The organism is Phocaeicola massiliensis B84634 = Timone 84634 = DSM 17679 = JCM 13223 (genome assembly GCF_000382445.1).
GTDB lineage: Bacteria > Bacteroidota > Bacteroidia > Bacteroidales > Bacteroidaceae > Phocaeicola > Phocaeicola massiliensis.
This window is the reverse complement of sequence record NZ_KB905472.1, coordinates 2,626,498-2,650,747: the sequence shown is the minus strand read 5'-3', so window position 1 is coordinate 2,650,747 and position 24,250 is coordinate 2,626,498. Positions and strand designations below refer to the sequence as shown.

The window sequence follows — 24,250 nt, the reverse complement described above, 5'->3', positions numbered from 1 at the left end:
CAAAAGACTAGAAAACCATATAAAAAAGCGAGTATGAAAAGAATTATGAATAAAATCGATTATGATTTTTGGTGGGAAAAAATAGCAGATTATGCAAAATTGGTGGGAAGAACAACGGCTCGTCCGGTACTTTTATTATATTATGTGTTGAGGAGTCCTGAAACTCCGTCATCGGATAAAATGTTAATAGTTGCCGCTTTATCTTATTTAATACTCCCGATAGATTTGATTTCTGCCAAACGGTTGCCCGTCATCGGCTGGATAGATGAGGCATTTTCTTTAGTCTATGCTTATAAGAAAGTGTGCAGGTATGTCACTCCCGAGATAGAATCGGAAGTGGACAATATACTGGAACGATGGTTTCCTGAAGTAAAATATGAACTGATACAGGAATGATGCCGAATGGTATATCATTAGGAATAAGTTTGACTCTCTAAATAAATTTTTATAGGGATAATCCTTATTTTTATCTGCTTAGATACTAATATGAACCACATAACGCCTTATGCGCGTTGTGTGGTTTTTTTTATTCTATAAAAAAACAATCTTTGTGAATTAAATAAGGAACAATTAAAACAATAGATACTATGTCACAAGAAAAAACATCTGTACCGGGTATGGAAAATTCATACTATGCAAACAAGAAGAACAATATGTATTCGAGAACTACAACTCCTGACATGGGAAGTCGCGGAACAATGGTTCCGGGAATGGAAGAGGTGGCTCCCAATGTTGGCCGGCACGAATCGAGTGCCAAAGGGGGAGCCCCGGTAGTCGGATTTTTGTATTCTATATCCCGCCAGGGTATCGGTGAATATTGGCCTCTTCATATCGGCTCAAATAAAATCGGGCGTTCCGGTAATTGTGATATATGTTTGAAGGAAGGTACTGTGTCGGATATTCATGCGGAACTGAATATCAAGCAGATGAAAACTACACATAAGATACTGGCTTCGATTAAGGATATAGGTTCCAAAAATGGCATATTCGTAAATGAAGAGGAACTGGATTACAGTGCCCATGAGTGTTTTAATAATGATTTGATTACAATCGGTCTTAATTATCGATTGCTTCTGATTTTGATTGACACGCAAGCCTTGGGATTGACTGTATCGGAAAACTTTATACCTATAGAAGAGGAAGAGGATGTGGATTTTCCTTTTGCTGCGCCAAAAGGTACAGGTGGCAGCTTTAATCCCTATGACCATAATAATCGTCCGATGAATAATGGAACAGTAGCAATGGACGGAGTTCAAGGTACAGAGCCGGGAGGAACTAAGTTTATGTAACAGTTGCAGACCTTTTAAATTTAAATGAAGGAAAAGATATGTCTATTATTTGCATACAAAGTATAAATGAAAAGAAAAACCACATTCGTTATGAGGTAGATACGGATAGCCAGCCCCTTGGTGTGGGAGGAATGGGTTCGGTGTATCGTGGTAAGCGGATTCAAGAAAAGACCGGTGTATGTGTGGATGTAGCAATCAAATTTTTGTTTGACGATTTGCCTGCACACGTCATCGAAAGAGCACGGAGAGAAGCTTCCATTCAGATTCATAATGAGAATCTGGTGGAAATGTTTGGTTTTATCCAGATAGATGAAGTAGTTTCTCCAACCGTTGTCCATCAGCATTATCATGTGGTAAGTGAACTGTTGCACGGAGTAGTCTTGTGTGATTTATTAAAAGGAAAAACGACAGACAATAATGGAGTGGATATTCCTTTTGCACAAGAGCTGTATAATCAATATGTGACGGATCGTTGTGGCTTTGCGCTGCTTGTTATCAAAAATATATTGTCGGGGATTATGGCTTTGCACGACAAAGGATATATCCATCGTGACCTTGATCCGAGTAATATTATGATTACCTCTGATCGGAAAATAAAGATTATTGATTATGGTATTGCTAAACAGCTTTCTACACTGACTACACAAGACCAGCAACTGACTACCGCCGGACAATTTATGGGAAAAGCAACATACGCTTCTCCTGAATTGGTTGTTGGCGATGTGGTGCACCAAAATGAAACGACAGATATTTATGCCATTGGGATAATGCTGTTTCAGTTTATTGTGGGACATGTACCATTTGAGGGGGCCACTCATGAAGTTCTGGAAATGCAGTTGCATCACAAAATGCCTTTGCAGCAAGTGCCACAGAAAGAGATTCGAAAAATTATAGCCAAGGCTACAGCCAAGAAGCAGAAAGACCGGTATCAATCGGCAGCAGAGTTTAGAGTAGCAGTAGAGCAAATAAGTAAGATTTCCATGCCTTCGGCAACGGAACAGGAAAAGTTCGGGAATATTATAGAGACTGTTCAGGCAATTGTGGGCAAGATGGGACAAAAGAATGTATGGGCTGCAGTGTTCATTGTGGTTGTGCTGATAGGTGGAAGCATTACTTGGAAAATTATAGCCGATAATAAAGAAAAACAGCAAGCGGAGCTTGAAAGGATAGAAACTGAGAAACGGATTGCGGCATGGGAAGCTGAAATGAATAATACGATTTTGGACTCTTCGGTTCCATCGGGACAAAGGGTGACAGATTCTATATCAGGGCATACTGTGATGGTAAAGACTGCCGGTCAGCTTACACTGGAAGCTTTTACATTGTTGAGTGATTCGGGTAAAGCTGTCGATGGCTTGAATTTATTGGAGAAAGTAGCTCAAAAAGGATATCGTTCTTCTTTGGATGCAGCTTATTTGGTAGCGCGTTTGCACTATCCGGGAGAAGATTCGTCTGATTCTATTCAACAAATAAAGAACTATTTATCGGAGACATTGAAGAAAGACGGTAAGGATGCACATCAGATGATGAGTAGAATTGTCAAAACAGATTCAACCTATTATAAAGCCTTGTATGAATTGGGCTGTGATTTCTTAGCCGGTGAAATACGTACAGGTAAAGCCGATAGTCGGGACTTGCCGAAGGCTTTAGAGTATTTCAAACGAGGATTGACATTTGCCACGCAAGCGAATGATAATGAATATATAAGTAAATGTTCCAGAAGAATAGAAGCACTCCAATGAAACCTAATTATAGAAATATAGTACAAAAAGGTGATGAAATCTATTTATGCGTAAACGGTGAATGGTTCTTTTATAACCAGACAGAGCCACCCTTGGGCGCCGGTGCTATGGGCACTGTTTATTTGGGACGGTCTTGTCAGACTCAGGAGAGAGTGGCAATTAAGCGCGTGGTGGATAAATATGCCAATGTACCAAGCATTCGTGAAAGAGCCAAATTAGAAGCATCATTGCTTTTTCGGCATCGTAACTTGGTAGAGATGATAGGCTATTGCGAGCTAAATCCATATAATGGCCCGATATTTATTGTGAGCAGACTGGTGCAGGGAATAACATTGGACGAGCATGTTAATACTCATTTGCGGAATAGGAAAGATGCGGTCAAGCGAATCTGCGAAAGCCTTTATCCTGTGATGGATGCTTTGGATTATCTTCATCAGAAAGGAATTGTTCACATGGATATAAAACCGGCTAACATTATGATAGAGCATGGTTCTAATATCAGATTAATGGATTTGGGCATTGCTTATACACCTGATTCTGTCAGTATGACGTCTCCGGGTTTGATAGGTACTCCCAAATATGCTGCTCCCGAACAAATCATAGAACCCGGACAGGTCCAATTGACAGTAGATAAAACAACGGATATCTATGAATTGGGAGTAACACTGTATGAGTTGTTGGCCGGTTATAATCCTTTTGATTCTTCTACAAGGGAGGAGACTATACAAAGGCAGCGAATGGAAGTATTGCCGGATAGACAGGGAGTACCGAAAGCGGTTGTGGATGTGCTTCGCAAAGCGACAGAAAAACAGCAAAACGAACGTTTCCAATCATCGGGAGAGTTTAAGATGGCGTTACAAAAGGCTTTAAGTGCTCCTCCTTCACCGGTGGTACCGACATGGTTGGTCATGGTCGGTGTGGGTTGTCTGGTTGGAATAATTATTATATTATTAATGTTTGCCTTATGATACCAATAAATACACAATTACCTATTGCTGTCGGTTTTGTCGATTCCAGGCAAGGTGGCAGGGCCGAAAATCAGGATACATGCGGATATGCCGATACTCCATTAGGATTATTGGTTGTTGTGTGCGATGGGATGGGAGGGGGACCTTCGGGCAAGGCTGCTTCGTCTACTGCTACTGATGTAATTATTCAGACAGTACGTTCCGGCAAGCTTTCGGATTCTCCTCTGACAGTTCTTCAACAAGCCATAAAAATGGCGAATCAGGCATTGATTTCAGAGATACAGAAGAAACCTGCATTACGCGGCATGGGGACTACGGTTACCGCTTTGCTGATTAATGAGTATTCGGCCATTGCCGCTTATGTCGGAGACAGTAGGATATACCAATTTCGCAGGGGACATAAGAAGTTTCGCACATTTGACCATTCAATGGTTTTCGAGATGGTCAGGAACGGTACTATTAATGAGGAGCAGGCACGTTTGTCGGAGCAGTCAAACATGATTACTAAGGCCTTGGGTGCTAACAGTGACATTGAAGCGGATATCGTAGAGCTGCCTTATGAAAAGGGAGACCGTTTTATGCTGTGTACAGATGGAATATGGGGAATGTTTCCGGAACGGAAGTTGATTGATATTGTGGCGGGTACTTCTTCTTTGGGAGGAGCTGTCGAAAGTATTGTGATTCGTGTGGATGAAGAGGGAATCGCAAATGGCGGCAAGCATGATAATCTGACCGTAGCATTAATTGAAACAAATTCTAATTCAATATTAAAAGAAAAGATGAGTACAAAAATAAGGAATATATTATTTGCCTTGATATTTATCTGTTGTGTCAGTATAGCAGGCAACATCATTCAGGGCTTTTATTTGCCGGGTCAAGCGGTGGCTTCCTCCAAGAGTGAAGAGTTGGATATAGAAGCTTTGCAAAAGGTATGGAGCGAAAAACTTCAGGCAGAGTTTGATGAAAAGCTGAGAAAGTCGGAACAAGAACAAAAGAGGACTATAGATTCGTTGTCACAGATCATAACCAATAATCCGGGTAAAGCGAAAGAATATATGGAGGTTATAATCAATCAGTATGACATCATAGAACGGTTGGATGACATTATTAATAATTTACAGGAGTTACGTGATGTTTCTGAAGGGAAGGAAAAAGAACAAAAATTGAAGGAAACGGTGGCAATGGTTCAAAAATTGGAGCCTGAATTGAAAAAGAAATATGGCATCTCTGAAAACGAGTTTAATGGCAAAGAGAAGAACGGACGCGAATATGGTATTTTGCTTCTTTTGAAACAGAATATAGCTAAAGAAAACAGCAGCAGGGCGCAAAGTCATTATGACTCCATTATTAATCGGGTAAAAGAGATTAGAGATAAAATAAAATAGTTATAAAATTAATGAGTATGAAGATATTAACTATTGGTCGTGATGAAAACTGTAATATCGTTTTGTCGGATAGTACAGTCAGTCGCCGCCATGCTATTTTGAAAATCCATGCGACCGGAAAGATGGAGATTATTAGTATGGGGCAAAATGGAACATTTGTCAATGGTGTTAAATTGAAATCGGATACGGCATACCCTGTCACCCGTAAAGATGTGGTTTCTTTTGCACACGTGCGCCAATTGGATTGGAATCAGATACCTGATGTTCAAAGATATTACAGATATGGCATTATGGCGGTAATAGGTCTGGCGGTAATCATTACAGCCATTGTTGTTATACAGGATATGAAGGATGATACTCCCCGGCTTCCGGTTATTGAATGTCAGCAGGAGGAGAAGGTGCTTCCGGAAAAGGAGGTGGCACCACAGGCAGAGGTGAAGAAGAAGCAGGATTCTCTCTCTGAAAAGAAAGAGAAGAATGAGGTATCAAGCTGTTTCTTCCCAAAGAAAAAAACAAAGGACAAGAAAGAGAAGAATAAGAAAAACGGAGATAAAAAAGAGAACGATTCTGCATCCAAGAAAGAACAGGCTGTACCTATTATATACTAATACTAATAAAAAAACAATATACAATGAAACTACTAAAAATTGGAAGTTCGTCTTCCTCGAATATTGTATTGAATAGCGAATTTGTGAGTAGCCATCATGCGGAAATTCTATTGTTGGATAGTGGCGAAATCATTTTGGAAGACAAAAACAGTACAAACGGAACCTTTGTGGGCGGCAAGAAAATTACTCCCAACAAGGAAGTTACTATTCAACGGGGGGATTATGTGAAATTTGCCGATGTTGAATTGCAATGGAGCCGGGTTCCTGCTTTGGAAAATACCAGTAAATATAAATCGATTCTTAATATCGGTACGAACTTTCGGAACGACCTGGTTATTTCCGGTGCCTTTGTCAGCCGTTTTCATGCTACGTTCAAGGTGGCAAAAGACGGAAAGTGTTATCTGACGGATTTGGGAAGTAAAAATGGCACTAAAGTGAATGGTGTAAAGATACAACCGGGTAAAGAAATTCGGGTGAAAAAGGGAGATATTGTACTTTGTGGGGATGTGGATGTAACCGAGCAATTGCCTTTCCCTACACCTTATCCATGGATTAAATGGGTAGCCGCTGTCGGTGTGGCTGCTGCGGTTCTTTTGGGGGCAGTGTGGATATTGGGGCGTAAGACTGTCGATCCTACCAAATTCAGACCGGCTGTTGTTTGGGTAATGGCTAACTATTATTACACTGTTACATTTGATGATGTTCTGTTGGGCAGCCGGCCTTACACAGTTCTTTGTTCAACGGACGGCAAGCATGCCCGGGTTGTCGGTTCCGATAATATTCCTAAAGGATATAATAAGTTCAGTTATACGGCAACGGCATTTTTTATTGACCGCGAAGGACGTATGGGAACTAACAGACATGTTGCCTATCCTTGGGACAAGGCTTATATGAATCCTGAAACAGAAGATATGTTGAGACAAGCTATAGAGGAGTTTTTGGAAGAGCTGATCCCGACAAAAGAAGTAAGGACAGACAGCGATTTGACACTTCTGGCGTCGAGTCCTGTCGGTAATGTTTTGATAGAAAAAGCGTTGGGAGAAAGTCCCAGACAAAGGGTGAAATCACTCAATGCTTTGATTAACAGAGTAAGACAAACGAAGTATACCATATCCGGTGCGTCCGATTATATATCGGTTGGCTATCCCGGACAAAACTATACCCATTATGATGACTTTGAGAGATGCTATGTTGTAAAGGCTTCTGAAACGGATGAAAAGGACATTGCTATCTTGCAGTTGAACAAAAAGAAAACTCCATCCGACATCGAATATATTTTCGATGTAAAACAATTTAATACAGAAAAGCTGAAACCGCTGGAAGAAAAATTGTATACCATCGGTTATCCGGCAGGTGCGTATCGTGCAGTGGAGAAGACAAATCATTCACTCGAACCGGATATTCGGGAAACAATGTGCAGCAAAGTGCCTGGAAGATATGATTTTGAATTCCAGGGAGAAGCAGTCGGCGGAGCCAGCGGGTCACCTATTTTCAATAAGCATGGCGAATTGGTAGGTGTTCTTTGGGGAGGCTGGAAGATGGGCTCTACTTTGGGCTTGGCATGTCAGGCCAGATATCTGAAAGAAATGTATGAAGAGGAGGTGGGCCTATGAATAAAGTAATGGTGTATGCCTGCCGGCTGTTAATGATTTGGGCATTCATTCCGTTTGGGATGAATGCTCAAACGGCTAAGTGGGCGATAGCTCCTCAGTATTCATCTATCACTCCGTATGGCGAAGACATGTACAAGGTGAAAATAGGGAAACAAGTGGGAGTTGTGGACAAAGACGGTAAAATAATAGTCGGTGTGTATGCCGATTCCATTACCAATATGGTTGAAGACTGCTCATTGGTATTACGTTTTGTAGATGGTAAGAACAAGTTGGTGAGTATTTTGCATAAGGATAAGACTACCTCGCAAATATCCGAGGACTGGTATGTGGGAAACTATACTTTCTTTTCTGAAGGCAAATTGCCGGTCTGCAATAAAAAGGGAAGATTTGGATATATTGGGCCTAATGGCCGGGTGATACTGGATTTTGCATACAGTGTGGCACACCCGTTTTCTGAAGGTTGGGCTTCTGTTTGCAAAGGAAAAAATCTTTTTTCTGTAGGGCTTAATGCTGTCAGCGGGTTACTGAATGCAAAAAACAAGGATAAAGTTTTTTATGTAAACGAAAACGGACAAAATCTGGTGCTGCAATCCGATATAGGTGATATATATACAGGGACGACATTTAAGAATGGAGAAGCGTTGGTGATAACAAAAGACAATCGTTATTGTGTTATCAATACTTCAGGGCAATTGCTTAAGATAGACAATAATATTGTCTTGTCGTTTGATGAGTATTATGCCATTGGACAGCATGCGGATAAATCGGCAAAGGGAACTAAATCCAGGATAGTATATGATGGTCCGACTGTTTATTCGGAAGATGATTTGTATGGTTATAAACAGGGAAGCGCCATCGTATTGCCGGCACAATTTGACGATGCGCAACCCTTCAGCAGAGGATATGCCATTGCTTCTAAGGATAATAAATATGGTTTGCTGAAACTTTATCCGGGATATTTCCAATGCCGTTCTTCCGTAGGCTCGTTAAAGTCGGTGGATGCCGGAATGGAATCTGTGGATTATGTGGTGACAGTGCCCCAGGCCTGGCAGGAAGCGGAACTGGAACTATTTTGCTCCAACGACCGTGGTGAGAAAGTGAATCTCAGCCAGCCCGGGAATGCGAAAAGCACTCGCATCTTTTCGCTGGTTTTGCCTAAAAAAGAGACTCGTAATCTTTTGCTTGAAGGAGAAAACTTGCAGCTTTGGAATAGCAGCATGATAAAAAATGTTTCAAATGTTGCAGGCAATGATACCGGAATCGGTATTGCCATTGCTCCTTCAAAGGTGAAGGCGAATGCAGATGATGTTGCTTCGGTTGTAGTCACCCTGACAAATCAAACGGGGGAAGCGGTAGAATTTGAGGCTGTTATAACGGGCAATCAACTAATAACGAAGAAAGAAAAGGTGAGTCTGGATGCCGGACAGAGCAAAAAGATTTATGCTACCTTTACTAAAATTATAAAAGAAGAGAAACGCGTTGTGACGGTTACTGTTCCTGATATGAATAAAGTGAGCAAAAGTATAACTGTAGAACCTTTCTTTGTCAATTTTTAAAGGATAAAATGATGAAAACTAAGAGATTTTGTTGGATACTATTATTAAACCTGCTGGTTTTAACTGCCGGTGCCGAACCTTATGAGACGGTTGTGCTGAAAAACGGCTCTGTGCTCGAAGGTTATATTTCTGTTCAGCATCCGGGAAAAGATATTATCTTTTTTGCAGAAAAGGCAACGGTTTATATTCCGGTGAAACAGGTGAAGTCTGTGTTGGAGTATGATATCGAGATAGAAACACTGTCCGACCCGTGGAAAGCTTGGGTAGGAGATAACCCATTGCTGGTAAAGACTGTCAGAGGTAGTAAGTTTCTGCAAATGACTGACATCATTTTGGCAGAAACAGCAGAGAATGATACAGTAGTCCTCGATTCTGCCGTCGTCCGGGAAACGAATACCCCGCTTTATTCAAACTGGAACGTTGTTCCCCGCAAAGTGCGTATACTGGAAAAAGGAGAAGTCATCAAATATCTTGATTTTACTCCTAATTCCTATTATCTGGATTGGAAAGATATACAGGCTATCAAACGTGCTCCCAGGGCCACGACCGATTTGACCGGGTTGATTGATGTGGTGGCATTGCGTACGGGCGAGAAGTATGAAGGACAAATCATCGAACAAATACCGGGAGAGAGAATCCGCTTGCTGAAGAATGATGGAATAGTGGAAGTTATCAATGCCGGACAGATTGCTTTTCAGCAGAAAAAGAAATTGAACCCTAATCAGTCGTTGTTCGAGCAAAGTCCATTGTTGGACGTGGTTTGCATAAAGAAGGATGAAGATACCGGTATCATTGTAGAGCAGAACTATGGGGGAGAAAAGGAGCCCGGCTATTTATTGATTCAGAATGAGCGGGGAGATATTTTGCGCAGGAACAGCATTGCTGTCACGGAAACAAGAAAAAAAGCGAATCCGGATTATAAACCTTTGACGGATGTAATAGTCGGTAAAGGTGAAATACTGGTAAACCGGAAAGAATCGGCAAAAGCTGTTATTGAAAAACAGGAAGGGTTGTTGATAGTAGATACAGCTTCCCGGGCCACTGTTTTGTCGGCCGATTCCATCGGTGGTATGCTGATTGTGGAAAAACAGAATGAATCTTCCGCTTATAGACCTATCCTGCTCAAACTGGTTCTTATGAAAGTGAAAGGAAAAGGATTCTGTAATGTATTTACTTATGAAGACCTGGTGACTAATGGAGTACATCCGCAAGAGTCGGTGGTCAGTGTCAACGGAACTTTAAAATTGTCCTATGCTGTGGGTAAGGGGAAATATATACTGTATGACCCGCAAGGACAGTCCGGCATCTTTCTGTCGATAGAATAAACAGGTATCACATCGGGAGTGTGTCAACCCCAAATCGGGCTATCCCATCGTCAGCTGTAGGGGCAGGGTTTACCTGCCCGAATACACAAAGCAAACTGTTTTCGGGCGAGCGAACCTCGCCCCTACAAACTAAGCGACAGTATTATTCACATTTTGACACAACTCAGGCTATGGGATATATAAGTTGTTATATTCAATATAATGGATACCTGTTGAAAACCTAAAATTTATTCACGGCTGTTTCGTTGCCGTTTCGATAGAATTTGACGCTCACTAATCGTTGGTCTTCTAGTCGGTTCTCGCCTTTTATAGAGACTGTCTTGGTTTCGTAAGGTTTTAATTTCGGCAACAAGGTTTCTGCCACGGTCAGTCCGTTGGAAGTTATCTTTAATGTTGTTTCTTCCGAAGCAGAAAGCCCGAAGTTTTGCACTTCCACCTTCCATTGCTTGTTTGCCTCGTCATACCGGGGCCGTAAAGCAGAGAGGATAGCCGGTTTATAATTGATATAAGGCAGATGGGCGTAACCGATGACAAATTCGCCTTTCTTATCCTTGCCTATTAATTTAGGTGCGAACTCTTCGGCAGTGATACCGCTCCCTTTTCCCTCGAAAGTGACAATTAAATCTTTTCCTTCCTTTTTCCAACTCAAAGGTTTGCATCCCCGACCGAAGTTCACCTCATTGAAAGAGCCGAAACGCAAAGAAGGGATATCCAATTGTCTGGACGGATTGAATCCTTTTTCTGCGGCTATCCTTACTTCGATAGTCGGAGTGGAAGCATCGATGGGAACTGTATTGAGAACAGATAGAAGCAAGTCTTTTTTCAGTGGAATACAGATGTTTTTTGAACTGTGGCGGTCATTTCCATGGTCTTCCCATTTGATGGTGTCTATCACGGCAAAGTTCATTTGTATGGGACGTCCTTCCTTGTCCTGATATACTTTGGCGCGCTCATATTTAAACCAGTTTTCCACTTTTCCGTCTTTGTGTCGGGAGATGCCGGGTACATACGCTTCACCTTGTTCCGTAACCCAATGAACTCCATCCGGAGAACGTTGGTAAAAGGCGATTCTTCCCAACCAATCATTCACTATCAGGTGGTATTGCAGTGAGTCACGCCATACTACCGGATCTTCAAATTCGCCTTCCACATCGGGGTAGGCACGCTTTTCGGTTATCTGGTTATAAGGAGAAGTACCGGTACGGCTTATCCATACGCCACCACCACGGCATATCATCAGGCGGGAGCCGTCTTGCCGGCGGGCAAAGGTCAGGTTGGACAACCCTTCTATAATCTTTCTGTCGCGCGGGTTGAAATCGAACTGTTTGAATTCCCATGGACCATTCATACTGTTGGCTATGTAGTAACCATTGATGACATAAACCACAATACGACCGTCTGTTAAAGTGAATGCTTCGGGATTATGGCCTTTTCCTACGGTATCCTGTATGGTATACGGTCCGTGGAGTTGTTTGCTCACAGCATGATAAACGGTAGAGTTAGGCCATTCCATGTGCCCTTTTTCTGCATTTTCCGGCCATCCGCATACGAAAAGGTGATATTTTCCCTCTTTTCCTTTCAGAATATTTCCACCCCAAAAAGAAATATCCGGATGTTCTATTCCATTATCAACAAACCGTGGAAGTACTTCTTGGGCTCCCCACACCTTATCGGATAGCTTATTTCCTTGCATGGCCTCAAAACGGTCTACATATTTCCCGCCCGGTATTAATTTATCCCATTCGGCGGGGCGTGGTCTGTCGGTGATTTGAGCCGATGCCGAGAGTGCAGTGGCACATGCGACTATGGCTATACTTGTTATTCTTCTTATTCTTTCATTCATTGGTTAATTAATTTTTATTTATAGTTCAGTCATACAGCGGCTTTTCCGTCTTTCTAAACAACGTTATGCGCTTTGTTATGAATTAGCCCAGCTGACACGCATTTGTTTGCCGATAATCTCTTGTACTTCTCTCACCAAATTCCGGTCGGCAGGTTCTTCGGCATAAGCGATGTTTTTCAATACATTGTCAGGATTGGCAGAACTGAACAAGGTAGTGGCGATACGCGGGTTGCCGGTGGAGTACTGGATTGCCAGTTTTTCAATCGGGTAATTTTTGGACATACAATGTTGCACAGCCTTTTGACATGCCTTGACCAATGCTTCCGGAGCCGGATGCCATTCGGGAACGCCACGTTGTGAAAGTAATCCCATTGAAAGGGGAGAAGCATTGATGATTCCAATATTTTTCGATTCGAAATAGTCTAAGTAATCGTTCAGTTTTTCATCATTCAGAGAATAATGGCAGAAATTCAATATACTTTCCACCGTGCCGGAGGCTGAATGCTCTACTACCCATTTCAGGTTTTCCAGTTGTAAATCGGTGATGCCTACATGTTTCACGATTCCTTTGTTTCTCAGCTCAACTAATGCCGGCAACGTTTCATGGATAACTTGATGCAAGTCGGCAAATTCAATATCATGTACATTGATAAGATCGATATAATCGACATTCAATCTTTCCATACTTTTATAGACGCTTTCAGTGGCACATTTCCCCGAATAATTCCAGATATTAACCCCGTTTTCACCGTAGCGTCCTACTTTGGTAGACAAGTAATACTTGTTACGCGGAATTTCTTTCAGTGCCTTTCCCAATACTGTTTCTGCTTTATAATGGCCGTAATAAGGAGACACATCGATAAAATTTATTCCATTCTCCACTGCGGCAAATACAGCTTCCATACTTCTTGCTTCATCGGCTTCGTGGAAAACTCCTCCTAAAGAAGATGCACCGAAACTAAGATTTGAAACGTACATTCCGGTTTTTCCGATTTCATTGTATTTCATTGGTTTAAAATGCTATTTAATCTGTTTGTGGCTTCAAAGTAAAGTAATATATAGGTAAGGTGCAGGGGGATCTTTTGAGAAAAAGTACGCAAACCTTTGCGTTAATAGTACTTATAGCTACCTTTGTGAAAAGTTTGGATGGATATGAATAATAAAAAGCATGTGTCCTTAAAAGATTTGGCAGAAGAGTTGGGTGTTTCTGTATCTACTGTTTCACGTGCCTTGAAAGATAGTCCCGAGGTAGGGGAAGAGATGCGTGAGCGAGTAAAGAAATTGGCCGGAGAGTGGAATTATCGCCCCAATCCTTTTGCAATAAGTCTGCTCAAGAACAATCCGCGTATTATTGGGATTATTGTACCGGATATTGTGACTCATTTTTATTCTTCCATTATCAGTGGCATTAGTGATGTGGCACGTAAAAATCATTATTCTGTTATAATAACGTCTTCTTATGAACAATATGAATTGGAAAAGCAATGTGTGGAAGATCTGATGAATATCCGTGTGGAAGGGATTATTGCCTGTATTTCACAAGAGACAACGGACTATGCTCACTTTGAATCACTGATTATGCAGCGTGTACCCTTGGTATTCTTTGACCGGGTATGTTTGCACGGTCGCTGTTCTTGCGTAGTTGCCGACAATGCAGAGTCGGGTAAGGCAGCCACCGAACATTTCTTGCATCATGGGGCGAAGCGGATAGGCTTTATTGGAGGAGCCAATCATCTGGATATAGTAAAACAAAGAAAACATGGATATTTGGATGCGTTGAGGCAATATCAGATTCCCATTGAGAGGGAATTGATTGTTTGTGAAAAAATGACTTATGAAGAGGGACGTGAAGCTACTCGGAAGTTGCTGGCGTTGCCCTGTCCTCCCGAAGCCATTCTTGCCATGAATGATACGTTGGCTTTTGCTGCGATGAAAGAAATAAAAGAGCAAGGACTGCGCATTCCGCAAGATGTGGCATTAATTGGATATACCGATGAGTTACATTCCAATTATGTGGAACCGGCGCTGACTGCCATTACCCACCAAACTTATGAGATGGGTGTGGCATCATGTAATTTACTTCTGCAACATTTGCAAAAAAATCAAAGCCCGAAGAAGGTAGTGGTTCCTACCCGTTTGATAGTGAGAGGATCGTCTGTAAAATCGCCTTTCTCCAAAATAGAATGAATTTTGATTTTTGCTCTCATACTCTCATCAATATATCTGAAACATCGATGAATAAAGACGGCTCAGTTTGAAAACTTGGGGGAATTAGTTAAAAACACTATCTTTGTGGCATGAAACAGAACCTTCACCCCCCTGCCACTCCACTGGAGATGTTGAGCTTGTTCCTTCCTGCAGGCCTGCTTGACTATTTTGACCTGGTTAACCATGTCTCTCAAGAGACTTGCTTCATTTTTTTTCTTGAGGAAAAGCCTTCCATTCCTCAAGAGCATTCCCATTTACATCTACATTCCAAAGGTTTCTTCCCGGAAATAGAAGTGCAAGACTTTCCTGTTCGCGGCAAGGCTGTATATCTACGCATCAAGCGGCGTCGTTGGGAAGACCCGGAAACAGGACAAACTTATAGTCGTGATTGGAACTTAGTAGCCTCCGGTACTCGCATAACAGCTGAGTTCGGAGCTTTTTTAAAAGCGTTACTTAGACAATCATGCGGTTAGTTGCCAAAGTGTAGCAGAACATTACTGTATGGATGGCAAGCAACTCCAGACTCAATACAAAGAACATTTAAGTGATTTCAATAATTGGAATCAGAAGGAACATGCTGAAGACTTTATTCTTTATCCTAAAAATATAGGTTATCATTTATGTATTGATGAAACGGCTTTAAGCAAAGGCGAACTATATACAATCCTTACCAATCGGGATAAGCATGGTCGAAAAGGCACCATTGTAGCTATTGTAAAGGGAACTAAAGCAGAGGATGTTATCAATGTGCTTCTCAAAATAGATGCCGATAAGCGCAACCAAGTAAAGGAAATTACACTTGATATGGCCGGTAGTATGCAGAAAATAGCAAAACGTTGTTTTCCCGGGGCTATGCAGGTAGTGGATCGTTTCCATGTCTCAAAGTTGGTTTATGAAGCTGTACAAGACCTTCGGATCGCTTATCGCTGGCAAGTAATGAAGGATGAGAACAGGAAAATCAAGGAAGCTAAAGCCAAAGGGGAAAGTTATGAACCTAAAGTGTTTAGCAATGGAGATACACTCAGACAGTTGTTGGCCAGAAGCCGGTACCTGCTGTTTAAGACTCCGGACAAGTGGCTGCAAAGCCAGAAGGTAAGAGCCAAACTACTCTTTGAACAATTCCCGGATATAAAATCCGTGTACTATTACGCACTACGATTAGGGAAGATATTTTCAGACTATACAGATAAAGATGTGGCTCGTGCCAAACTGGCACTTTGGTATAATGAAATTGAGGAGTTTGGTTATGATACATTCACTACTGTTGCCAATTCCATTGAGAATCATTACGAACGGATATTAAACTACTTTGTGAACAGAAGCACAAATGCTGCTGCGGAAGCTTTTAATGCAAAAATTAAAGCATTTAGGGCTTCATTTCGTGGAGTAGTAGATAAGAGGTTTTTTCTGTATAGATTAGCAAAGGTGTATGCATAAAGGGAAATTAACAAATGTTAATCCCCCAAGAATTACAACTGAGCCATAAAGACTTTCAGGGGTGAGAGATGGGGATGAGACATAAACCAAAAAGTGAGAACAATGCTCTCACTTTTACCTGACTCTGTATCTTTTGTGCATTTCCTTCTATACAAGTTGATACATTCTTCCTTTACTTCCTTCAGTTACATACTTTCCTGCGATGTGTTTCATGCGGTTGAAACACTTTGTTCCGGAGCAAAGAACAATGTGTGCAATAGGCGGAAACAGGTTGTTCAATAGGCAGAAACAATCTGTATCATTCGGGAAACACATTGATTCGAATAATTGCATATTTCACTGCTGCCGAAAGGAGATGTCTTTTTCATTACCACCAAGCGTATTTATCCACGAAGCCATCATAAGCCGGTTCGGATGTTATGCCGTATCTGCGGAATGTCTGGCGGACAAATGCCTGATCTTTCGGGTTAAGAAGGGATTCTTTGCGATAAAAACGATAATAGCCGCTTCTGCCGAAATAATACAATAAACTCCGTTTGATGGCAACAGCTGCATTGTGTGGAAGGTTATCGTACAGATGCGCTACTCCGCAGGCGAATCGAACTGTTTCTCCCGAACGGTAATATGGGCATTTCGCATTCATTTCAGGAGTGTAGGTAGGGTTTACTATTTTGATAAACTGGCAGTCTGTCGGGATATGAAGAGCCGCTTTACGGCGCAGGCAGTCAGCGGATTGCGGACACTGCTCATTCAGACAATGGGCGAAGCCTTGGGGAACTGAATCGTAATCGAATTCTTTTGTTTGCATATTGTTTTTATTCTAAGTTTAAAGTGTATAAAGGTAATCAAAAACTATCGGAAAAACAAATAGAAGAAAGGTAATATTATTTTAATGATAAATGAGCGTATACTTGTTTTTGTGTAAGAAAAGCATTACTTTTACAATAACTAATAAAATAATGGATGAATATAACAAAATTAGGATGTAGGGGAAGTAAAACTACACATCGGAAACTGGATGACGAAAGTATACTCTCTCTTCTTACAGCCGGTAATACACAAACACTGATTGAGAAAGTTCGTGAAAAATTACAGTCGGCAATACCCGATAAGTCTTATAAATTTATACAGCGAATCCCTCGGCTGATTTTTGCAGGAATATTCAAAATGGATGGAGAACGGTTGCTCTTAAAAGAGTATACCGGTTGTGTCCTGCTGGAAATCAATCATTTGAAAGGATTGGAAGAGGCACGTGAACTGCGTGCCCAAATAGCTGCCTATCCCCAAACATTGTGGGCTTTTGTGGGGGCAAGCGGGCGAAGTGTGAAATTTGTAGTTCCTTATACCCGTCCCGATGGAACTCTGCCGCAAACGGAAACGGAAGCGGCGTTGTTTCATGCGCATGCTTTTCGTCATGCCATCAAGACTTACGAACCCAGATTGTCTTATCCCATCGAACTGAAGGAACCTCATCTCACCCAAAGTTGCCGCCTGAGTTATGACCCTGAAACGTATTATAACTCTCAGGCACTTGCCATTCATCTTGAACAACCTACCCAAATGCCGGTGGAAACGGGATATCAAGAGAATTTTCATAAATTGACCCCTGCGGAGAGTGTCGGAAAATCTTGGTATGAGAAGCAACGTTACGTTTCTGTTCAGTTTGAGCTCGCTTTGGGGCGTGCGATAGAGAAGTATGGAAACATTGATTTGAAACTGGATTTCAAACCGTTGCTTCATTTGCTGGGAGAAGGCTGTTTCTATGCCGGCATTTCCGAGGAGGATGCCGTGAAGTGGACGATGCTGTATTGGGATACCGTCTTGTCGGAAGTTGAAATAAGGGAGACTTTGCATCATACGTATCAGTTGAAGACAGGATTCAATGAAAAGGCATTGTGTAAGCCCGAACAATTACAGGCGTTGAAAGTGAATGAGTTTATGAACCGTCGTTATGAGTTTCGGAGAAATGTGATGACGGGAGTAGTGGAACATCGTGAACAGGGAACATTCTGTTTTCAGTTCAGACCTGTTACCGATTTGGTTTACAACAGTATAGCACTGAATGCTCAGCTTGAAGGATTGCAATTGTGGGATAGGGATGTGCGTCGTTATATCAACTCCGATAGAGTGAAGAACTTTTCACCGATAGATGATTTTCTGCAAAATCTTCCCCATTGGGACGGGCATGACTATATCCGTGAGTTGGCAGGGCGTGTGAAATGTGACAATCCGCATTGGCAGGACTTGTTTTACCGGTGGTTTTTGGGAATGGTGGCGTATTGGCAGGAGCGCGACACGAAACATGCCAACAGCACCTCACCATTGCTGGTGGGCCCGCAAGGTATTGATAAATCTACTTTTTGCACAGAGATTCTTCCTCCGGAACTGCATCTCTATTATACGGATGATTTGGATTTCAGCGAAAAACGCCATGCCATGCTCTATCTGAATCGTTTTGCGTTGATTAATCTGGATGAGTTCGACCAAATCAGTGTCCGTCATCAGGGATTCCTGAAGCATTTGTTGCAGAAGCCTTCGGTCAATGTGCGCCGTCCCAACAGTGCTTATATAGAGAAAGTGCGTCGCTATGCTTCGTTCATTGCCACCAGCAATCACGAAGATTTGTTGAATGATCCTAGTGGCAGTCGTCGTTTTATTTGTGTGCATGTTTCGGAAATAGATAATTCGCAGCCGATAGATTATCGGCAACTTTATGCTCAGGCAGTAGCCGCGTTGGATAGTGGGGAGCGTTATTGGTTTACTCGCGAAGAGGGTGTGCTACAGACGGAAAGTAATCGTGAATTTCAGCAACAGCCTCTTCAGGAACAGTTGTATTACCAATATTTTCGTGGCGCCGATGATGAGTCGGAAGGAGAATGGATGTTGGCAGTGGAGATTTTTCAGTTCTTGCAGAAGAAAAGCGGCATCAAATTGCCATCGGGTAAAATGAATTTGTTCGGACGTTTTCTGAGTAAGTTGGGCATTTTGACTCATCGCACTAAGAATGGTGTATATTATAAAGTGGTGGAACGTACAAAGAGTGACATATTTTGAAAAAAAAGTGAGAGTAATGCTCTTTTTCTAACGATAGCATAAACAAATTGGTTGAGGAACATAGCCTGTTGATAGAAGAAAAATGAATACCTTTGCATTTGAATATAATAAGAATAGAATTTATGGAAACAGGATTGACTTATACTTCGACCGTCACAGTGTCGGAAGAAAACATAGCTGCCACAATGGGCAGCGGAGATCTGGAGGTTTTTGCTACGCCGGCTATGGTAGCATTGATGGAAAATGCGGCAATGAATGCCGTAGTAGGAGAATTACCTGAAGGTGCCACTACTGTAGGTGCGATGATGAACACGACTCATATCAAGCCTTCGGCCATGGGAGATACGGTTTCGGCAACTGCCGTATTGAAGGAAGTGGAAGGCAGAAAACTGACCTTTGAAGTGCATGCCAAGGACAGTAAAGGGGTGATTGGCGAGGGAATGCATGTGCGCTATATTGTAGATAGGGAGAAGTTTATGAGCAAACTTTCCTGAAACTTTCTGTGGCTCTGAATATCGGTGAAGAATCTGTAAACGTCCAAATGTATGTTTACAGATTCTTTACATATCTATGATATGGTGAGTGCTGTCTGTTCTCTGTGGATTCGGTTAATAATTGGTTTCATGGACAATGTTGCCTTTTATGATTGTATCATTACATTCCTGTATTTTGATTAATTTCTCAATGCCGGCGTTGTTTGGAGTAAGGAATAAGTTGTTGGTGATATGTAGTCCGTCCACCGATTTGGCATGAATGGCATCGGTTCCTTTTAATTGAAAGCGGTTGTTGTCAATATGAATGTTTCGATGTACATAGCCTTCATTGCGATTGTTTTCGGGGGCGATGAAAATAACGGGTGTACCGCATTCGATAAAATGATTGTCCCGGATAGTTATATCGCGTACCATGCCCGATTCAAACCAACTGCGTGCATCGTTTGCTATCAGGATGCCACTCATCTGCATTCGGAAGAAAGTGTTCTTCTCTATCAGAACTTTACGTCGGGTAGTTACTAAGAGTCCTCGTGACGGAATGCGGGAGAAGAAATTGTTTCGGACTATGACTTCCGGAGTATAAGTGACATTTTCTACAACCAGATTGGGAATGGTTTTGAGATTCTGTGGAATCGTTCGGTTCAAAGTAACAATTATTTCGCGTTCATTTTTCATTTCAGCTTTCTTTACTTTGGCAGTAGCCAGTGGCAATAAGGTGTTGGGGTGGATAAATTCTATTTCATTTCCCTGAAAGAAGGATTGGAAACCATAAGTCTGGGGGTGCATATATTTGAGCACAATCTTGTCGGGGGCTGGGAACTCAGTTATCCTCAGGTGGGTGCCGTGTATATTGATAGGGTCATCATGCGCTCCCGAGAAGCGGGAGTTCTCAATCAATATCTTGCCTTTGCAGCCGGACATCTGTATAAAATCGGCAAATCCGGCACAAGTGCGTCCGCTCCCGAATTCCGGCTCAAAAGTAAGATGTCTGTAAGTTAGATTTTCGGACACCTGTCCCACTAGTCCGAAGTTGCCCAAAAAGGCGAAATGGATATTCTCCAGAGTGACGTCTTTGCTGTATTGGATAAGCCCGCAGACTTCATCACGAATGGCATCACGCATTTGGAATACCATTCCGACTTTGGCTTGTGGAGGCTGATTATATATGAAACGAAGAAGATTGGGCTCCAGTTCGATGGCTTTTTGCAGGTCGGAGAGGGGAGACCAGCTTCGCCAGGTAATATCATCTTGTGCATTATATATTTGGGCGATGCCTTTTGACAATTTCCAGTGATGGCCGATAAATGAAAATTGACCGTTTTCTATCACATACTTGGATTGCGGATGAATACGGACATTCATGTGTTTTTCACCTACTTCGGTTACGGTCAGTTCGGGCACAGTAGGGTCGGCTGCGGTGATGGTCATGTTTTTCAGTTGGATATTCTTACATTGGTCTATGGCAAAGCCGGTTATTTCTCCGTGGGTGATGATACGGGCACCTTTTCCATCAATGGTCAGGTTTTGGAGGTTTTTGAGCCAAAGTCCGATGTGTTTGGTCTGGTTCGGGTTCTCTTGTTCTGAGGTAGTGTTGGATATGTGATAAAGTTGATGTGATGAACTTTCACGATAGATATGATAATCAGCATTTTGAAGTTCAATGATTACCGGTCTCCCATTATAGCTTTTTACCTTTTCTATCGCTGTTTGTATTTTGTTTGTCATGTCTCCTCTTTCGGGAGCCAGACGAATGACATTCTGTGCCGGCAGAGTGAGTGTGGCAGCGCAGAATGTTACTAATATGAGAAATGTTTTTTTCATGACTATCTGGATTTATACTTTTCTAGGTTTACTTTGGGGCACGGTTACTTTTTTCGGAAACTCTTTCCTTGTGATTACCCATGCCTTCTTCCCCTTTTTGGGGGAAGAAGGTATGGAATAAGTACATGGCTCTGCTGTGCAGAGTGCTTTGATAATGTACATCATTTTGTTTTTATCGGTTGAAACGGAAGCGGTATTCTTGTTTCACTTTTATAGCATCAAGTGTAGGTGTAACACACTTCTCGGGATTTACATTCTTTTCAAAGTAAATGTTGGCATCAGCCGATTTCAGCCCGTCTATCCGTAATACCAACGGATTAGTTTCTATCGTTCCTTTCAGCCGGCTCAGACTGAGAATCCAGTCAGTACCGTCGTAGAATGAATCTGCAACTAAATTTCCGTTCAGATAGGCATTGGCTTTGTCGCCTTTGTAGTTGATATACATTCGGGTCTCTTCCTCGCCGGCAGTCGGTGCCGGTGCATTAACTTCGTAGAGCGCAAGATGTTCTTCGGGGGCGAAGGAATGCGGTGTCTCTTTGTGCTTCACTACAATGACCGGCTGTTTGTCGGAGGCTCCGGTCCAAGTTCCGTCAGTGTGCCATACAAAACGTTGTCCGTTGGTCATCAGTATTTCTATTTCTGCGACTATCGGCTGGGGAGTGCTATCCGGAAAGCGGAAAGTAATGGTGTTCTCTCCGTTCTGAATCAGTTTGCAGACATCTGCACGACGGTAATCTCCCAATGTTGTAGAGGAAACTTCTTTGCCGTTCAGCAGGCATATCGGATTGCTTTCTGAAGCATAGCGTATCCATGCCTGCTCTACGCCGGCAAATGAATGTATTGCAAAATTCCGTTTTACTTCTTTTTCTTCTCCGGCAGGACGAATCCATTGACCGTATCCCATTGGGCGAAGCGGGCGGATGGATGCCTGAAGGTCGTGGGCGGGTTGACGGAAGAGCTTTTGCATAAACCGGCCGTTGCGATACATTTGGATTTCGGCATTGGGATTATTGTCTATCAGTGTAATGCCTTCTTCATCATAAATCAAGGATGAGGCGGTGAGTGCAACAAACTCTTTGCCTCTGATTGTTCCTTTCCATAGTTGGTCGGATTCTTCTTCGGTCAGTGTAACCAGACGAACTTTGGCACCGTCTTTCTGTGTGATTTCGATGCTGCAATCCGTTCCCGGAACAAGCTGGTTGATGAAGTAGCCGTTTTTGTCGGCTTTGCACACTCCGTTGTTCACCTTTATATCTTGTATGTTTTTATTTTCCAGCAGATATTCTCCACCTATTTGGTCATCTTCAAAAAAGAAGAAGGTGCGGGTATTCCCTTCTTTCAGAGAACAGATGGGCTGTACTGTTGCATATTTCAATTGTACACCGCCCATATTCTGATTGAATGGCCATAAGAAGTAGGTGCCGTCCTTGACGGTTATTTTATGGTTGGGAATGCGGAGCGTTTCGTCTTTTAACTTAACTTTGAACTGTACATTCTTATAGTCCTTTTTACTGTTTCGATACAGATAGTTGGAGCAAAACAGATAACCGGAGTTGTTATGCAGACGGACTGCCCATTGCAGGTTGTTACGGTTTTGGTTGCTGGTGGGCAGATAGGCAGCAGCCGGAGCCAGCGCAGTACCGAAATCGTTCATGAAATAATTGTATTTTTTTGTTTCCTGCATGACAGTTCCCAAGGTTCCGAATTCGCGAATAGGGGCTTGATAATCATAATTGATTCTGGGACCGGAAGATTGGAAAGTTCTTTTTTCCCCTACAGGGTTTGAGCCACCCACATACATATAATATCCCATCAGATTGGCACCGCATCCCAAACGCAAGTTGATCATTTCTCCTGCCAATTCTTCCGGTACGACAGCGCGACGGTGGCGGAACGTGGTACTTCCCACTCCTATTTCGCAGGTGAAGAATGGAGAATCATTGTTTTCTCCGTTTAATGATTCCACATCACCTTCTATTTTAATGATGTCTGTTCCGATATTGTCGGACAAACGGTTGTATGTGAAAAACTCAAAGTTCGAGGTCGGCATTTCTTCTTTTCCGCTTGTCACCCACGGTGCCTCAATGTAGAATCCTGCATATGGAACGATTTCTCCTTTGGGATATTCGCTGTCCATCCAGTGAGTCATGGAGTAGAGGGGAACATCAAAACCGATTTCCACAGCCATTTTTTTCAAGTTCATCAGATGAGAGATAATCATGCCTTGGCTAACATATTCGTTTTCCAACTGAATGGCCATGATGGGGCCTCCGTCTTTATACAGAAGTCCTTTCACTTGCTTGTAAATAGCTTCGTACCAATGACGTACATAGTTCAGATAAAGTGGATCGTTGGAGCGTGTTCTGAAATTAGGGTTGCCTATAATCCAGTCCGGCAGTCCGCCATTCTTTATTTCGGCATTACAGTAAGGCCCTATACGCAGATGCACTTTCAGTCCTACTTCTTTGCAGAGTTGGATAAAACGTCGTAGGTTGAGATGCTCTTGCCAGGATAGTTCTCCTTCCATCTCCTCATGCACTGACCACAGGCAATAAGTTGCTACAATATTTATGCCCGATGCCTTCATCTTCAATAAGGCATCTTTCCAATAGTTAGGATGCATTCGGCTGTAATGGAATTCACCCATAACAGGAAGTTGTGGAATTCCACCTTCATCCATATACAGATTATTAACACGGATTTCTTTTCCTTTTGGTCCTGTATTTCCCATCTTCAGATATTCGATGGAAGGAGGAGTGACTCTGCTCAAGTCAATATTATATTGCGCAGAAAGCGTAGCTGCACTGAAAGCCAATGCAGTAAATACAATTGCTTTTTTCATGATACATATGTAATTTATAAACATCAGTAGTTGGAAAGGGAGTGGGTCAAAACTAAACCGTGCTA

Annotated in this window: 19 protein-coding genes; 14 read left to right on the top strand and 5 right to left on the bottom strand. The window is 42.3% G+C overall.

All coding sequences use genetic code 11. The features are described from left to right. Positions 1–33: 33 nt before the first annotated feature. From HMPREF1534_RS07980 to HMPREF1534_RS08020, 9 genes are all read left to right on the top strand, one after another. Positions 34–396 (top strand): YkvA family protein, encoded by a 363-nt coding sequence (locus HMPREF1534_RS07980; RefSeq protein WP_005941078.1) that lies wholly within the window; start codon positions 34–36, stop codon positions 394–396. Positions 397–587: 191 nt separating this feature from the next. Beyond that, the gene (locus HMPREF1534_RS07985) at positions 588–1,289 is read left to right on the top strand and encodes an FHA domain-containing protein (RefSeq protein WP_005941076.1); all 702 of its coding nucleotides are present in this window, start codon (positions 588–590) and stop codon (positions 1,287–1,289) included. Positions 1,290–1,327: 38 nt separating this feature from the next. Beyond that, entirely contained in the window at positions 1,328–3,031 is a 1,704-nt protein-coding gene (locus HMPREF1534_RS07990) for a serine/threonine protein kinase (protein WP_005941074.1), read from the top strand. Continuing rightward, the gene (locus HMPREF1534_RS07995; protein WP_005941072.1) at positions 3,028–3,999 is read left to right on the top strand and encodes a serine/threonine protein kinase; all 972 of its coding nucleotides are present in this window, start codon (positions 3,028–3,030) and stop codon (positions 3,997–3,999) included. Before HMPREF1534_RS07990 ends, HMPREF1534_RS07995 begins: the two co-directional genes overlap by 4 nt. Beyond that, entirely contained in the window at positions 3,996–5,384 is a 1,389-nt protein-coding gene (locus tag HMPREF1534_RS08000; RefSeq protein WP_005941070.1) for a PP2C family protein-serine/threonine phosphatase, read from the top strand. The genes HMPREF1534_RS07995 and HMPREF1534_RS08000 overlap by 4 nt, the downstream gene beginning before the upstream one ends. A 17-nt stretch (positions 5,385–5,401) precedes the next feature. Then, entirely contained in the window at positions 5,402–5,992 is a 591-nt protein-coding gene (locus HMPREF1534_RS08005) for an FHA domain-containing protein (RefSeq protein ID WP_005941068.1), read from the top strand. A 23-nt stretch (positions 5,993–6,015) separates the two neighbouring features. Further along, positions 6,016–7,605, top strand: a complete 1,590-nt coding sequence (locus HMPREF1534_RS08010; protein ID WP_005941066.1) for an FHA domain-containing protein — start codon at positions 6,016–6,018, stop codon at positions 7,603–7,605. Beyond that, positions 7,602–9,161 (top strand): WG repeat-containing protein, encoded by a 1,560-nt coding sequence (locus HMPREF1534_RS08015; protein WP_018452034.1) that lies wholly within the window; start codon positions 7,602–7,604, stop codon positions 9,159–9,161. Before HMPREF1534_RS08010 ends, HMPREF1534_RS08015 begins: the two co-directional genes overlap by 4 nt. Before the next feature lie 11 nt (positions 9,162–9,172). Further along, complete coding sequence (locus HMPREF1534_RS08020; protein WP_005941063.1) at positions 9,173–10,486, top strand: hypothetical protein; 1,314 nt, start codon at positions 9,173–9,175, stop codon at positions 10,484–10,486. Between the two features lie 220 nt (positions 10,487–10,706). On the opposite strand, the gene HMPREF1534_RS08025 is transcribed toward HMPREF1534_RS08020, so the two are convergent. Both HMPREF1534_RS08025 and HMPREF1534_RS08030 read right to left on the bottom strand, forming a co-directional pair. After that, positions 10,707–12,329, bottom strand: a complete 1,623-nt coding sequence (locus HMPREF1534_RS08025; protein ID WP_005941060.1) for a CARDB domain-containing protein — start codon at positions 12,327–12,329, stop codon at positions 10,707–10,709. Positions 12,330–12,404: 75 nt separating this feature from the next. Continuing rightward, positions 12,405–13,337: an aldo/keto reductase gene (locus HMPREF1534_RS08030; RefSeq protein ID WP_005941057.1), complete on the bottom strand. Its 933-nt coding sequence runs from the start codon at positions 13,335–13,337 to the stop codon at positions 12,405–12,407. Positions 13,338–13,481: 144 nt separating this feature from the next. Here HMPREF1534_RS08030 and HMPREF1534_RS08035 point away from each other — a divergent pair, with 144 nt between their 5' ends. The 3 genes from HMPREF1534_RS08035 (at position 13,482) to HMPREF1534_RS08045 (ending at position 15,974) form a co-directional block, all read left to right on the top strand. Further along, positions 13,482–14,516, top strand: a complete 1,035-nt coding sequence (locus HMPREF1534_RS08035; RefSeq protein WP_005941054.1) for a LacI family DNA-binding transcriptional regulator — start codon at positions 13,482–13,484, stop codon at positions 14,514–14,516. A 110-nt stretch (positions 14,517–14,626) separates the two neighbouring features. Next, positions 14,627–15,010 carry an ISAon1 family transposase N-terminal region protein gene (locus tag HMPREF1534_RS08040; RefSeq protein ID WP_005937579.1) on the top strand — a complete coding sequence of 128 codons (384 nt, stop codon included), beginning with the start codon at positions 14,627–14,629 and terminating at the stop codon, positions 15,008–15,010. A gap of 28 nt (positions 15,011–15,038) precedes the next feature. Then, positions 15,039–15,974 (top strand): ISAon1 family transposase, encoded by a 936-nt coding sequence (locus HMPREF1534_RS08045; protein ID WP_005941049.1) that lies wholly within the window; start codon positions 15,039–15,041, stop codon positions 15,972–15,974. Between the two features lie 367 nt (positions 15,975–16,341). Here the strand turns inward: HMPREF1534_RS08045 and HMPREF1534_RS08050 are convergent, their stop codons facing one another. Further along, the gene (locus HMPREF1534_RS08050; RefSeq protein WP_005941046.1) at positions 16,342–16,782 is read right to left on the bottom strand and encodes a DUF6078 family protein; all 441 of its coding nucleotides are present in this window, start codon (positions 16,780–16,782) and stop codon (positions 16,342–16,344) included. 155 nt (positions 16,783–16,937) lie between these two features. On the opposite strand from HMPREF1534_RS08050, the gene HMPREF1534_RS08055 reads away from it, so the two are divergent. Then, positions 16,938–19,028 (top strand): BT4734/BF3469 family protein, encoded by a 2,091-nt coding sequence (locus tag HMPREF1534_RS08055; protein ID WP_005941043.1) that lies wholly within the window; start codon positions 16,938–16,940, stop codon positions 19,026–19,028. 122 nt (positions 19,029–19,150) lie between these two features. After that, the gene (locus HMPREF1534_RS08060; RefSeq protein ID WP_005941040.1) at positions 19,151–19,522 is read left to right on the top strand and encodes a thioesterase family protein; all 372 of its coding nucleotides are present in this window, start codon (positions 19,151–19,153) and stop codon (positions 19,520–19,522) included. Between the two features lie 114 nt (positions 19,523–19,636). Here the strand turns inward: HMPREF1534_RS08060 and HMPREF1534_RS08065 are convergent, their stop codons facing one another. After that, positions 19,637–21,343, bottom strand: coding sequence for a right-handed parallel beta-helix repeat-containing protein (locus HMPREF1534_RS08065; RefSeq protein WP_005941034.1), 1,707 nt, complete (start codon positions 21,341–21,343; stop codon positions 19,637–19,639). A 172-nt stretch (positions 21,344–21,515) separates the two neighbouring features. Beyond that, positions 21,516–24,185: a beta-galactosidase gene (locus tag HMPREF1534_RS08070; protein WP_005941031.1), complete on the bottom strand. Its 2,670-nt coding sequence runs from the start codon at positions 24,183–24,185 to the stop codon at positions 21,516–21,518. Positions 24,186–24,250 lie beyond the last annotated feature (65 nt).